Origin of the sequence: Caulobacter hibisci, from assembly GCF_016135805.1 — a bacterium.
Taxonomy (GTDB): Bacteria; Pseudomonadota; Alphaproteobacteria; order Caulobacterales; family Caulobacteraceae; genus Caulobacter; species Caulobacter hibisci.
In genome coordinates, this window is the sequence record NZ_JADWOX010000007.1 from 33,343 (window position 1) to 46,316 (window position 12,974).

The 12,974-nt window shown below is 69.6% G+C and carries 13 protein-coding genes; 12 read left to right on the plus strand and 1 reads right to left on the minus strand.

Going from position 1 to position 12,974, the window contains the following annotated elements; genetic code table 11:
* Positions 1-50: 50 nt before the first annotated feature.
* The 3 genes from I4Q42_RS11580 (at position 51) to I4Q42_RS11590 (ending at position 4,357) form a co-directional block, all read left to right on the plus strand.
* On the plus strand, positions 51-2,903 hold the full coding sequence (locus tag I4Q42_RS11580; RefSeq protein WP_198576229.1) for a TonB-dependent receptor domain-containing protein: 2,853 nt from the start codon (positions 51-53) through the stop codon (positions 2,901-2,903).
* Between the two features lie 360 nt (positions 2,904-3,263).
* Positions 3,264-3,680, plus strand: coding sequence for a hypothetical protein (locus tag I4Q42_RS11585; RefSeq protein WP_198576230.1), 417 nt, complete (start codon positions 3,264-3,266; stop codon positions 3,678-3,680).
* Positions 3,677-4,357 carry an HTTM domain-containing protein gene (locus tag I4Q42_RS11590; RefSeq protein ID WP_198576231.1) on the plus strand — a complete coding sequence of 227 codons (681 nt, stop codon included), beginning with the start codon at positions 3,677-3,679 and terminating at the stop codon, positions 4,355-4,357. The genes I4Q42_RS11585 and I4Q42_RS11590 overlap by 4 nt, the downstream gene beginning before the upstream one ends.
* Here I4Q42_RS11590 and I4Q42_RS11595 read toward each other — a convergent pair whose 3' ends face one another.
* A complete protein-coding gene (locus I4Q42_RS11595) occupies positions 4,358-4,930 on the minus strand; it encodes a helix-turn-helix transcriptional regulator (RefSeq protein ID WP_198576232.1) in 573 nt (190 codons plus the stop codon). It abuts the gene before it with no gap.
* A 323-nt stretch (positions 4,931-5,253) separates the two neighbouring features.
* On the opposite strand from I4Q42_RS11595, the gene I4Q42_RS11600 reads away from it, so the two are divergent.
* The 9 genes from I4Q42_RS11600 (at position 5,254) to I4Q42_RS11640 (ending at position 12,973) form a co-directional block, all read left to right on the plus strand.
* Positions 5,254-5,925 carry a hypothetical protein gene (locus I4Q42_RS11600; protein WP_198576233.1) on the plus strand — a complete coding sequence of 224 codons (672 nt, stop codon included), beginning with the start codon at positions 5,254-5,256 and terminating at the stop codon, positions 5,923-5,925.
* A 113-nt stretch (positions 5,926-6,038) separates the two neighbouring features.
* On the plus strand, positions 6,039-6,626 hold the full coding sequence (locus I4Q42_RS11605; RefSeq protein ID WP_198576234.1) for a hypothetical protein: 588 nt from the start codon (positions 6,039-6,041) through the stop codon (positions 6,624-6,626).
* Positions 6,627-6,648: 22 nt separating this feature from the next.
* The gene (locus tag I4Q42_RS11610; RefSeq protein WP_198576235.1) at positions 6,649-7,212 is read left to right on the plus strand and encodes a hypothetical protein; all 564 of its coding nucleotides are present in this window, start codon (positions 6,649-6,651) and stop codon (positions 7,210-7,212) included.
* Between the two features lie 17 nt (positions 7,213-7,229).
* Positions 7,230-7,829, plus strand: a complete 600-nt coding sequence (locus tag I4Q42_RS11615; protein ID WP_198576236.1) for a hypothetical protein — start codon at positions 7,230-7,232, stop codon at positions 7,827-7,829.
* Between the two features lie 3 nt (positions 7,830-7,832).
* The gene (locus I4Q42_RS11620; protein WP_198576237.1) at positions 7,833-8,399 is read left to right on the plus strand and encodes a hypothetical protein; all 567 of its coding nucleotides are present in this window, start codon (positions 7,833-7,835) and stop codon (positions 8,397-8,399) included.
* Between the two features lie 12 nt (positions 8,400-8,411).
* A complete protein-coding gene (locus I4Q42_RS11625; protein ID WP_198576238.1) occupies positions 8,412-9,026 on the plus strand; it encodes a hypothetical protein in 615 nt (204 codons plus the stop codon).
* Positions 9,023-9,610 (plus strand): hypothetical protein, encoded by a 588-nt coding sequence (locus I4Q42_RS11630; protein WP_198576239.1) that lies wholly within the window; start codon positions 9,023-9,025, stop codon positions 9,608-9,610. Before I4Q42_RS11625 ends, I4Q42_RS11630 begins: the two co-directional genes overlap by 4 nt.
* 32 nt (positions 9,611-9,642) lie before the next feature.
* The gene (locus I4Q42_RS11635) at positions 9,643-10,446 is read left to right on the plus strand and encodes a fimbrial biogenesis chaperone (protein ID WP_198576240.1); all 804 of its coding nucleotides are present in this window, start codon (positions 9,643-9,645) and stop codon (positions 10,444-10,446) included.
* Positions 10,412-12,973: a fimbrial biogenesis outer membrane usher protein gene (locus I4Q42_RS11640; protein ID WP_198576241.1), complete on the plus strand. Its 2,562-nt coding sequence runs from the start codon at positions 10,412-10,414 to the stop codon at positions 12,971-12,973. Before I4Q42_RS11635 ends, I4Q42_RS11640 begins: the two co-directional genes overlap by 35 nt.
* Position 12,974 lies beyond the last annotated feature (1 nt).

The following is a 12,974-nucleotide window of genomic DNA, read 5'->3' on the forward strand; positions in this document are numbered from 1 at the left end:
GAACCATAAGAACAGGCCGACCGGGCGGCGGATACGGCGTGGAGGGAACGATGAACAACCTCGGAAGGACAGCCGTCTTTCTGGCCGGGGCCAGCGCGCTCGCGCTCGCCAGCTCGGCCTTCGCCCAGACCAATCCGCCCGAAAGCCCGCCTGCCGGCGACACCGTCGAGACCACGGTCGAGGCCGTGGTCGTCACCGGCTCACGGGTCATCCGCAACGGCGACGCCAGCCCGTCGCCCGTCACCGTGGTCCAGACCGACGACGTGCTGCGCGCCGCGCCCGGCAGCCTGGCCGAGGCCCTCAACGTCCTGCCGGTGTTCGCCGGCTCGCGCGGGGCGGGGGTCAATCCCACCTCGACCGGCAGCGTCGGGGCCGGTAACGCCTCGGCCAACCAGCTGAACCTGCGCAACATCGGCGCCAACCGCACCCTGATCCTGCTGGACGGCCTGCGCGTGCCGCCGACCCTGCTCAACGGCGTCGTCGATGTGGACCTGATCCCGCAGATGCTGGTCCAGCGGGTCGACACCGTCACCGGCGGCGTCTCGGCCGTCTATGGCTCCGACGCGGTCACGGGCGTGGTCAACTACATCGTCGACAAGAAGTTCAACGGCCTGAAGATGCTGGCCCAGACCGGCGTCTCCCAGCAAGGCGACGGCGAGAAGATCGATGTCGGCCTCGCCGCCGGGACCCGCTTCGCGAACGGCCGCGGCCATGTCGAGGCCAGCTACGAATATCGCGACGAGAAGGGCATCGCCTACCGCTCCGACCGCGACTGGATGGACGTCTGGGGCGTGGCCGGGGCCGGCACGGCCGCCAATCCCTACGTGCTCTACAGCGACCTGCGCCAGGCCGGCTTCCCATTCGGCGGCCTGATCACCAGCGGCGTGCTGTCGGGCCAGACCTTTGGCGCCAACGGAACCCTGCGGGCCTTCGTGCCGGGGACCGCCACCGGCTCGTCCGCCCTCCAGGTCGGCGGCGACGGCGGCTACTACGATTCCTCGCTGCTGGCCCCGATGAAGGGCCACCAGCTGTTCGGCCGCGTCGACTACGACCTGACCGACACCGTCCACGGCTACATGCAGGTCGGCGGCAACCTCAAGACCAACGCCAACTATTCCGACTATGTCCGGCTGACCAATGTCACGCTCAGCGCGACCAACGCCTTCCTGGCGCCGGCCTACCAGGCGCAGCTGGCCGGCGCGAACCAGTCGACCTTCCGCCTCAGCGAGCTGATGAGCAGCGGCGGCCGGCTGGAGGCGCGCTCCAAGTCGCGTCAGTGGATCTACATGGGCGGGCTGAACGGCGCGCTCGGCGACTACAAGTGGGGCCTGGATTTCACCCATGGCCAGACGCGCCTGGGCACGACCCTGGCCAACAACCTCAACAATCAGCGTCTGGCCGCCGCGCTGGACGCCGTCGTCGATCCGTCCAGCAACAAGATCGTCTGCAACATCGCCCTGACCAACCCATCCCTGGCCCAGGGCTGCGCGCCGCTGAACGTCTTCGGCCCCACGGCCGCCAGCGCCGAGGCCATCGACTATATCTTCCAGGAGACCCACTACACGGCCCGCACGGTGATGGACTCGGTGTCGGGCCATATCGACGGCTCGCCGTTCAGCACCTGGGCCGGTCCGGTCGGCCTGGCGCTGTCGGGCGAGTGGCGGAAGCTCAGCTTCGAGTCCGCCAGCGACGCGGGGCCGGCCGACGTCGTCAACTGCACCGGCATCCGCTACAACTGCACCGCCGGTTCGGCCCTGTGGACCCAGACCTTCGCCGGCAGTCCCAAGGTCAGCCAGACCGTCCGCGAGGCCGCGCTCGAAGCTGACGTGCCCCTGCTCAAGGACCTGCCGCTGATGCGCGCGCTCAGCGTCAACGGCGCGGCCCGCTTCACCAGCTACGACACCAGCGGCGACTACTGGACCTGGAAGCTGGGCCTCGACTGGCGCCTGAACGACACGGTGCGCCTGCGCGCCACCCGCTCGCGCGACATCCGTGCGCCGACGCTCTACGAGCTGTTCGCGCCGGTCAATTCGGTGCCGGTCAGCACCCAGGACCTGCTGACGACCCTCAGCCCAACCGTGGCCTCGGTCGATCTGTCCAACCCCGACCTCAAGGCCGAGATCGGCGACACCGCCACGCTCGGCGTGGTCTGGAGCCCGATCCCGCGCTTCTCGGTGGCGCTGGACGCCTACCACATCACCGTCAAGGACGCGGTCACCCAGGTGAACGGCGCCACGGCCGCCTACCAGCGGGCCTGCTACGACAGTGGTGGAACCTCGCCGTTCTGCGCCTTGCAGGACCGCCTCAACGGCTATGCCGACAAGAGCGCCTCCAATGTCGTGCAGCGCTGGTACACCAAGTACTACAACATCGCCCAGGTCGAGACCTGGGGCGCGGACCTGGAGGTCAACTACGCCGCCACCGCCTTCGACCGGCCCGCGTCACTGCGGTTCCTGGCGGCCTTCCAGCCGCACGTCTATTACCGCCAGCCGGGGGTCACGACCACCGACCAGGGCGGCGTCGCCTTCGGTCCGCTGGGCGCGGCCGCCGGACCTTCGCTGCGCCTGACGGCGCTGGCCCGCTTTCAGCCGATCGAGAACCTGACGGTCGACGTCATGCAGCGCTGGCGCGACGACATGAAGCTGGGCGGCGACCCATCGCAGATCTGGGCGAACAACAGGATCGCGTCCTTCGCAACCACCAGCCTGACCCTGACCTATGCGGCCGACACCCGGGCCGGGCGGACTGACTTTTTCCTCAACATCCAGAACCTGTTCGACGCCGATCCGCCGCCCGGGGCCTACGCCCTCAATGGCACGCGGGCGGGCCTGCGCGACGGCTACGCCATCGGCGACGACGTCATGGGCCGCTACTTCACGATCGGGGCGCGGTTGAAGCTGTAGGGGGAGGGGAGATCCTCGCCCTTCGACAAGTTCAGGGCGGGGATCATCTACCCCAGCGGATGACCCTCGAACCAGAAGGCGGCCGCGGCCAGCAGCAGCGCCCAGCTGGCCGCGGCCCGCCGGCGCTGGCGATAAGAGGCCAGCATGGTCTGGATGAACCCTGGCATTTCCAACCCTCATATTTTTCATGAGTAGGCCGGGGCGCGACGCCGGGAGCAACAGGCAAAAAGGCGAGGGCGGCCCGATCGTGTGGAAAACTTATCGCTCCGGGCGGGAAACCAATGTCCGGGCCCGGATGCTCGACAGGACCGGAGAGGCCGCGTAACTCAGCGGCAGGTCCGAACGTCTCGCCGGGGAGCCATGCTGCGGTCGCTGAAGCTCCTCCTGCCGGCCCTGATCCCGTCGTGGAACTTCTTCGACGTCATCGCCCCGTCGCCCCGCATCGAATACGCCGTGCTGGCCGCGCCGGACGCCGATCCCGACTGGCGTGAGTTTCGGCCCAGGCCCGATCACGTCTCCATCCCCGCCATGCTGGGCCGCCTGGCCTGGAACCCGCGCTGGAATGAGAGCCTGTTCCTGGTCTCCTGCGCCGAGCGTCTGGTCGACGAGCCGACGGCCCACAGCGAGGACGAGATCTTCGCCCGCATCGCCGCCGATTTCCCCGAGGCCGCCTGGCTGCGCTTTCGCCTGGTGTTCCTGAGCCAGGAGAGCGGGGCGCTGGTGAGCGAGGTGCTGTTCGTCTCCGCGCCGCGCAGGCGCGAGGACGTCGCCCGATGAGCCTCCACCTCGCCGCGCGCCTGACCCAGGTCCTGCTGGCCCTGGCGCTGATCCAGCAGAGCCTCGAGCACCTGTCGGTCTCGCCCCGCAACCGCCCGCTGTTTGCGCTCAGGATCGCCCTGTGCGCGGCGGTCGCCGCGGGCGTCTTCGCGCCCTGGCCGCTGGTCGGGCTAGCCCTGTTGTCGCTCGTCCTGCTGACCCGCTTCCAGGGCCCCTACAACGGCGGCAGCGACCGGATGGGCCTGCTGGCCCTGTGGTGCCTTACCCTGTCGGCCCTGGTTCCCAGCCCGCGCCTGAAGGAGCTGTTCTTCGGCTATCTCGGCCTTCAGCTGATGCTGTCCTACGTCGTCTCGGGCTGGGTGAAGATCGTCAATCCCGACTGGCGCAAGGGCGTTGCGCTGGCGCAGGTGTTCCGGTTCTCGGCCTATCCGGTCGCCGAAAGCCTGCGCGGCTGGGCCGCGCGGCCGCGCCTGCTGCTGGCCATGTCGTGGGCGGTGATGGCCTTCGAACTGGCCTTTCCGCTGACCCTGCTGTGGCGGCCGGCGCTGATCGCGGGTCTCGTCGTGGCGGCGAGCTTCCACCTGGCCAACGCCTGCCTGTTCGGCCTCAACCGCTTCTTCTGGACCTGGCTGGTGGCCTATCCGGCCATCCTCTGGCTACAGGCGCGCCTGGTCTGATCAGGCGAAGATCTTGATCACCGAGGCCAGGATCTCTTCCTTGGAGCGCACGCCCATCTTGCCGTGAATGTGCTTGATGTGGGTGCGCACGGTCAGGATCGAGACGCCCTTCTGCTCGGCGATCCTATCGGCGCTGTTGCCGGCGATGATCTCGGCCAGGATGCGGGCCTCCATCATGCTCAGGCCGAACATCGCCTCCAGCCGGGGCACATGGGCGGGGGCGTCGAAGTCCTTGAGCACGATCACCAGGGCCCGGTCGTCGCCGTCCTGCACCACGCGCATGCGCATCAGGAAGCGTTCGTCCTGGTCGCAGTCGATGATCTGGCAGACCTCCTGGCCGGCCAGGGCCTCGGCCATGCGCTCGACGAGGAACTGATGGGCCCGGCGATCGACGCCGCCGACCTTGCCGCCGCGATCGACCAGCGGGCTGTGGCCCGACAGCATCGTGGCCGCGGCTCGCGACCGCCACAGCACCGTGCCGTGGGCGTCGATGACGATGCGGGCGACCTCGTCCTCGTCCAGGCAGAAGCGCATCGCGCTGATGTCGATGAGCGAAGCGTGGGAACCGTCCATAGGCCTTTCCCTCCCTGCGGGCGCGGCTTCTATGGCCGCGCCACTTTTATGCCGTACTTAAAACAAGCTATGGCTCAGTTATCCACAACCTGAGATAATTTCAGGTCAAATAGCGTCAGTTTGACGCAATGGATTTTGATAATGACAATCATCAATAAGCAGATTGTGCATTTGTATTACTAAGCTCGATTTAGTTATCCGAATTTTGCTTCAACTCTCCTGCTGGGTGAAACTGTACTAAGTACCCAAGGTGGGGGATTTCACGTCCCCGGTTCTCTGCAATCGTTCATTAAGAACTTGTTAAGAGAAGCGGGGAGAGGGACATGGCCGGCAAGCTATCGACGCTTCCTCGCGCCGTTCGCAACCAGCGCAAACCGTCCTTGAAGGACTGGATACTCGGCGGAAGCCTGGTGGTCGGCGTGGTGCTGGCGACCGCGGTCAGTGAAGGCCGCGCCCAGGTCACCGCCTATGCTGGCGGATCGCCTCCCAACATCGTGCTGTCCATTCCGGTGACGGCCTCGGTCGGCGGCCGTTGCGGCTTCGCGCCGGGCCTGGCGCCCAGCGGCTCGACCAATGTCGGCGAGGTCAACAACGCCTTCACGGCCGACTTCCCTTTCAGCCTGCAGTGCACCGTGCCGTTCCGCGCGGCGGTGATCTCGAGCAACGGCGGCCTGCTGGCCTCCAGCGTCACCCCGGCCACCGGCTACACCAATCTCGCGCCCTATCTCGTCGACCTGAACCTGGTCGGAGACAGCGGCGTCGGCACGGCCAGCGCCACCTGCGACACCGGCGACCTCAAGACCACCTCGGGCGCGACCTGCGGCTTCAAGGGACCGGCCTCGGCCAGCCAGGGACTGCGCCTGAACGGCTCGTCCTACGAGGTCGCCGGCTCGTACCTGCGCGTCCATCGCGCCGCCTATGCCGGGGCCCAGATCCTGGCGGCCGCCAACACCTATTCGGACTCGCTCACGGTGACGCTCAGCGTCTCGCCGTGAGCCCGGGTTCCGGTCCCGCTCCCCCGGCGGCTCCGGTGTCTTTCAGGGGGAGGGGGCCTTGGCCCGCAACATCGAGAAGCCGGTCAGCCGGCGCGACATTTGGGAGTGAAGAGATGAAAAAGACGATCCTCGTGTGCGCCGCCGCCCTGATGGGCCTGGCGCTCGCCCCGGCCGCCATGGCCCAGACGGTGACCGGCACGGTCAACGTCACCGGCAGCGTCGCGGCCAAGTGCGTGGTCATCACCGGCGGCAGCGGCGGCACGTTCTCGGGCTCGATCCCGCTGGGCGAACTGGCCCAGGCCGACGGCACGCTGTCGACCACCCTGTCGGGCTCGACCAACGCCAGCCCCGGCGGCTCCACCCAGTTCCGGGTGAACTGCAACAGCGCCGCCCCCAAGGTGACCCTGAGCTCGACCCGCCTGGCCCTGACCCCCGGCGCCACCGCGCCGACCGGCTATACCGGCGTGATCGACTACACCGCCGCGCTCGACGCCGCCCTGGCCAACAGCACGACCCAGACGGTCAGCTGCGTCACCGCCGCCGCCCTGCCGGCCGCCACCGTGCAGTCGCTGTCCAACAGCCTGGCCAACAGCGCCGGCAACCTGACGGTCAAGGCCTACGCCCTGAACACCGGCTCGGGCGCGCTGCTGATGGCCGGCAACTACGCCAGCACGATCTCGATCACCATCGAGCCCTCGTGATCGCGGGAAGGGGAGAAACGCCATGCGTAGCACCCTTCTCCTGACCGCCGCCGCGGCGAGCCTCGCGCTCGTCGCCGCAGCGGGGCAGGCGCAGGCCCAGAGCGTGACAGGCACGGTCCAGGTCAACGGATCGGTGGCCAACCGCTGCCTGTTCGTCACCGACAACGTCGTGCTCGATCTGGGCGAGCTGTCGCTGCAGACCGGCGACGTCGCCGCCATCGGCCGGCTCGACGGCGTCAAGCTGACCAGCCGGACCGCGACGCTGAACGGCTGGTGCAACGGCGTGTCGGCGACCATGGCGGTCGAGGCTCAGCCGATCTTCAACACCAGCTTCACCGACGCGGCCCCGACCGGGTTCGAACGCCGGATCGACTACACCGCCACCGCTTCGGCCGCTCCGGCCGGGGGGGCGGTGTCGGCGTCCGACAGCACCCTGGCCACGGGCGGCGGTTCGGCGAGCACGACCGGCATCTTCGCCAGCGACATCGTCGTCAGCTTCGCCGACGCGGCGACGCCGGCCGGCGGGCGCCTCGTCGCCGGGTCCTATTCGGGCTCGGTCGCCGTGACGCTGGCGCCGGCCACCTGAAGGGAGGGGAGGTCGTCATGATCCAGCACCGGACCTGTCTCGCCAACGGCGTTGCGAGCCTCGCGGCGACCGCCGTGGCCCTCGGCGCCCTGGCCGCCGCGACCGGCGCCTACGCCCAGGATCCCGTCCAGGGAACCGTGGGCATGGACGCCCAGGTGGCCCAGGTCTGCGTGCTGGGGACGCCCACCCCGGGAGCCCTGGCCCTGGGCCAGATCTCCGAGGCGTCGGGAACGCGGGTGGGCCGGCTGGCGACGATCGCCAGCCAGTCCATCCAGCTGCCAGGCACCTTCTGCAACTACGCTGGCGCGGCCCTGGCCATCACAGCCTCGCCGCTGGCGGTGACCACCACCACCCAGGCCGGCTTCGTCGGCTCGGTGGACTACACCTGCACGATCAGCGCCTGGGGCGCGACCTCGGCCACGGTCCGCACCAGCGCGACCAACGCGTCCGGCGTCGGCTCGCCCTCGACCAACGCCGCGCCGCAGGAGACCGACCTGACCCTGGTGGTCTCGGACTTCGCCACGGCCAGCGACGACCTGCTGCAGCCGGGCGCGTACCTCGCGCTCGTGACCATCACGCTCGGGCCCGACGCGGGCCTGGCCGCCTCGGGGAGCTGAGCCATGCGGCGCGCCCTTTTCCTCATCGCCCTGGCGCCCTTGGCGCTCGCCGGCGCCGCCGCGGCCCAGACCTACGGACCGTCCGACAGCGCCGGGCCGATCCAGATCACCGCCACCGTGCCCGACAACGTCTGCACGATCGGCGACCTGACCGACGGCGACAACCTGTTCGACGTCGGGGTCATGATCGACACCGCCACGGGCCTGCTGCTGCCGAACCTGACGGCGCCGCCCAAGGTGCTGACTGGAACCCAGTGCGGGGCGCCCAGCCAGCTGACCATCTCGGCGACGCAGATGACGGCGCAGGCCTTCACGACCACGCCGCCGGACGGCTTCTCGCGGGCGGTCGACTACACGGCCACGGCCTCGGGCTGGACGCCGACCGACGCCAGCTTCGCCACCGGCGCGGTCGCCAACGCCGCCGCCACCCAGACCCGCGACAGCGGCGGCTCGGGGCAGATCACCATCAGCCTGTCGAGCTTCGCCACGGCTGGCGGACCCAGCCTGCGGCCTGTCGCCGACGACGCCTACCGGGGGGCGATCGTCGTCACCCTGGCGGCGGTCAGCTGAGGGGAGGGCGCCATGACCAAAGCCAACCGGATCAAGGCCGCCGCCCTGGCGGGGGCCTCCGCCGTCACCCTGCTGCTGCTGGGCCAGATCGCCCGGGCCCAGACCGACGACAACACCCGCGACTTCGTCGTCCAGGGCCAGGCGCCCAAGATCTGCACGATCGCCACGCCGACGCTCGGCGCGGGCCAGCTGGTGAACTTCCTCACCCTGACCGGCGGCACGCTGCAGGTCGATCAGCTGACCGACCCGACCACCCTGTCGACCCGCGCGGCTTCGGCCGAGGTGACCTTCGCGGCGGTGTGCAACTACGCCCACCAGATCGTGCTGGAGAGCCAGAACAACGGCCTGTGGCGCTCGGAGCTTGGCCTGACCCCGACCCCGACCGGCTTCAGCGACGCGGTGCCCTACACCGCCACCCTGGCCTGGGGCCCGGTCAACAACCGGTTCGAGGCCGACGCCAGCGCCCGCCAGATCCGCGACAGCGCCCAGGCGGTCGATCAGCCCGTGGCCGGCGACGTCACCCTGCGCCTCGATATCCAGCCGGGCGCGACCAACCTGCAGACCAATGCGCCGCTGGTGTCGGGCGTCTATCGCGACACCCTGCGGCTGACGGTGGAACCCCAATGAAGACCGTCCTGATCCTCGCCGCCGCCGCGACGCTGGGCGTCGCCGCCACGGCCCCCGCGGTTCTGGCCCAGACCGTGGCCACCAGCGGCGACCAGGCCGCCAGCCAGCTCGAACTGCTGGCCCAGGCGCCCAGCGCCTGCGTCCTGTCGCCGCCCTCGGCGGCCAGCGGCGCCAACGCCAGCTTCACCGCCCAGGGCGGCCAGGCCGGCGTGGTGCGCTTCACCCAGTTCGTCGATCCCCAGACCGCCCAGCCGCGCGACTCGTCGATCAGCCTGGCCTTTCCGCTGGTCTGCAATTCGGCTCACCGCCTGGTGGTGCGCACCGACGGCACGGGGCTGTCGCGCACCGCCGGCGCCGCGCCGGCCGCGGGCTTCCGCGACAGCCTCGACTTCCAGGTCACGGCCAACTGGGCCGGGGCCAGCGCGTCGGGCGCGAGCACGGCCCTGACCCCGATCGACCTGGCCACCGCCAACGGCGCGGCCGGGCAGATGAACCTCGTCGTCGCCGTGGCCGGCGGCGGGGCGCCGATGGTGGCAGGCGACTACGCCGGAACCCTCGTCGTCGAACTGGAAGCCGCGAACTGAACCGAACTGAACGCATGAGGAGCGGACACCGAATGACTCGTTCGAGAACCTATCGGGGGCGTTGGCTGGGGGCGGTCGCCGCCCTCTGTCTCTCGGCCCTGGCGGCGCAGGGGGCGCCGGCCCTGGGCGGCGGCGCCCTGGCCATGACGGTGCAACCCGTCGTCATCGACCTGAAGCCGACCGGTCGGGGCATGTCCCAGATCGTCACGGTGCAGAACACCTTCGCCAACCCGCTGCCGGTCGAGCTGCGCGCCGAGGAGCTGTCCTTCGACGAGAAGGGCGCCCGTCCCAGCGACACCCCGACCAACGACCTGCTGATCTTCCCGCCCCAGGCGGTGATCCAGCCGGGCGAGACGCAGTCGTTCCGGATCCAGTGGGTGGGCGATCCGGCCCTGGCGCAGAGCAAGCACTACTACGTCACCGTGGCCCAGATGCCGGTGAAGCTGCCGGAGGGCCAGTCGGCCATCCAGATCCTCTACAACTTCCAGGTCCTGGCCAGTGTCGGACCGGCCGGCGGCAAGCCGGCCCTGACCATGGCCAAGAGCGAAATCGGGGCGGACGCCGACGGCAAGCCGATCCCGGTCGTCTACCTGGCCAACACGTCCAACACGCACGGATACCTGTCCCGCGGAAAGCTGCGGATCATCGAGAAGGACGCCGCGGGCAAGGCGGTCTTCACTCGGACCATTCCCGGTCCGGAGATCCAACAGACGATCGGCTTCGGCCTGATCGCCCCCGGCCAGACGCGGCGGATCGCCGTTCCCATCGAACTGCCCTTGACGGCGGCAGCAGGAGGCTCCCTTGAGGCTCAATTCTCGTCAGACGAAGGGCGCTAGGTCGCGCGCCTACCGCCGCTGGCTGCTGGCGGGGTGCCTGGTCGGCGCGACGCCGCTCGTCGCGCCCCTGGCCGCCCTGGCCGCGCCGGTCCCCTACGTCCTGCTGGCGGCCACGCAAGAGCCGACCAGCGCGCCCTCGGCCGGCGCGGCGACGCCGCTCGGCGCCCGTCGCCAGCTCAATCCCACCGGCCGGGACATCAACCTGACGGTCCCCCTGAAGGAGGGCGACTACTATCTGGGCGACATGCCGCTGGCGATCTCGGCCGATGGCCAGCTGTCGATGCCGTCGGACCGCCTGCTCGGCCTGCTGGCCCCGCTGCTCGACACCTCGGCGATCGCGGCCCTGCGCTCGTCCCTGGCCGGCCGCGGCGTGGTCTCGCCCGAGGCGTTGACCGCCGCCAACATGAGCATGCCCTATGATCCCCGGCAGCTCGAGCTGCGGATCAATATCCCGCCCGAGCTGAAGGCCGTGCGCAGCCTGCAGGTCGCGCCGATGGACCGCACCGGCGTGGGGGCCTACGTCGCCCCGGCCGAGTTCAGCGGCTATCTCAACATCCGCGGCTCCATCGACTATGTGGAGCAGGGCTTCGACGAGGGCTTCGGCGATCCGACCTTCCTGCTCGACAGCGCCATGCGCCTGAAGAGCGTGGTGTTCGAGAACGAGGCCGTCTGGCAGCCGGGCGCCTCCAACGACTTCCAGCGGCTGGGCACGCGCTTCGTCTATGACGACGTCAAGAACGTGCTGCGCTGGACCGCCGGCGACCTGCAGGCCGTCGGCCGCGGCTTCCAGTCCGCGCCGGACATGGCCGGGCTGTCGATCTTCCGCTCCTACAGCGTGCTGCAGCCGCAGACGATCGCTCGGCCGCGCGGCCGCGAGAGCTTCACCCTGGCCCGTCCGTCCGACGTCAGCGTGATCCTCAACAACCAGCTGACCCGCCGCCTGCGCCTGGATCCCGGACGCTACAACGTTCGCGACTTTCCGTTCGCCCAGGGCGCCAACGACGTGCGCCTCGTCATCGAGGACGACACCGGCCGGCGCGAGACCCTGCAGTTCAACGTCTTCTTCGACCGCTCGCAGCTCGACCCCGGACTGTCGGAGTTCGGTCTGTTCGCCGGCGTCAAGGCGCCGCTGCTGCTCGACGGCCCCGACTACACCGAGGAATGGACGATCAGCGGCTTCTATCGCCGCGGCATCACCGACCGTGTGACCCTGGGCGTCAACGGCCAGGCGGACGACACCACGGTGATGGCCGGGTTCGAAGGCCTGTTCGGAACCAGGATCGGCACGCTGGGCGTCGATTTCGCCCTTTCCCACATCGACGTCTACGGCTCGGGCTATGCGGCGATCTTCAGCTTCCAGCGCCTGTTCCAGTTCGCCGGCGGTCGCGCCGACGCCCTGAACCTGTCGTTCGAGACCCGCAGCCGCGAGTTCGGGCCCGTCGGGACCTTCATCCCCGACAACCGCTACAATTACGAGATCGGGGTCGGCTATTCGCACGCCTTCAGCGACGCGATCTACGCCAGCTTCGACGGGCGCTATTCCGCCGGCCGCGACGAGTTCCCCGACGCCAGCGCCTACCGGGTCGGGGTCGGCTATCGCCTGACCTCCAGCCTCGCGGTCACCGCCAACGTCATGTACGACGACGTGCCCGGACGCCGCGAGACCTCGGCCCTGATCTCGCTGTCCTGGCAGTTCTCGAACAATTCCAGCCTGCGGGCCGAGTATGACGGCCGCGAGGACCGGGCGCGGATCGCCTACCAGACGATCCATGGCCAGGGCGTGGGCTCCTACAACGCCTTCGCCGAGGTCTCGCGCTCGCCCGACGACTCCGCCTTCAACGGCAGCGTCAACTACATCGCCAACCGGGCCGAGCTGGGGCTTTCGCACTTCCAGGCCTTCGAGGGCCCCGACAACGGCCGCACCTCGATGCGGGTCGGGACCTCGATCGGCTTCGCCGACGGCGCGGTCTCGGTCGGCCGGCCGGTCTATGACAGCTTCGCGATCGTCAAGGGCCACAAGAGCCTGAAGGGCGCGGACGTCGTCGTGAACCCGACCCCGTTCGGCTACTCCGCTAACAGCGGCGCGCTGGGCACGGCGCTGGAGACCGGCCTGTCGGCCTATGCCGAGCGCACCATCACGGTCGACGCCCAGGGCGCTCCGGCCGGCTACGACCTCGGCTCCGGCTCGTTCCGGATGTTCCCGCCCTATCGCGCGGGCTATCGCCTGGAGGTCGGGTCGGACTACTCGATCACCGCCATCGGCCGGATGGTCGACTCCGAGGGCCAGCCGTTGTCGCTGGTTTCCGGCCAGGCGGTCGAGGTGGCCAAGAGCGACAAGGGCGGCGGCGAGCCGATCACCCTGTTCACCAACCGCGTGGGCCGCTTCGGCGCCTCGGGCCTGAGGCCCGGCCGCTGGCGGCTCGAAATGGGGACCACGCCCCCCACCGTCTACTACCTCGACGTGCCGGCAAGCGCCGAGGGCTTCGTCAAGGCCGGGGACCTCAAGCCCGCCGCGTCCGGAGGCTGAC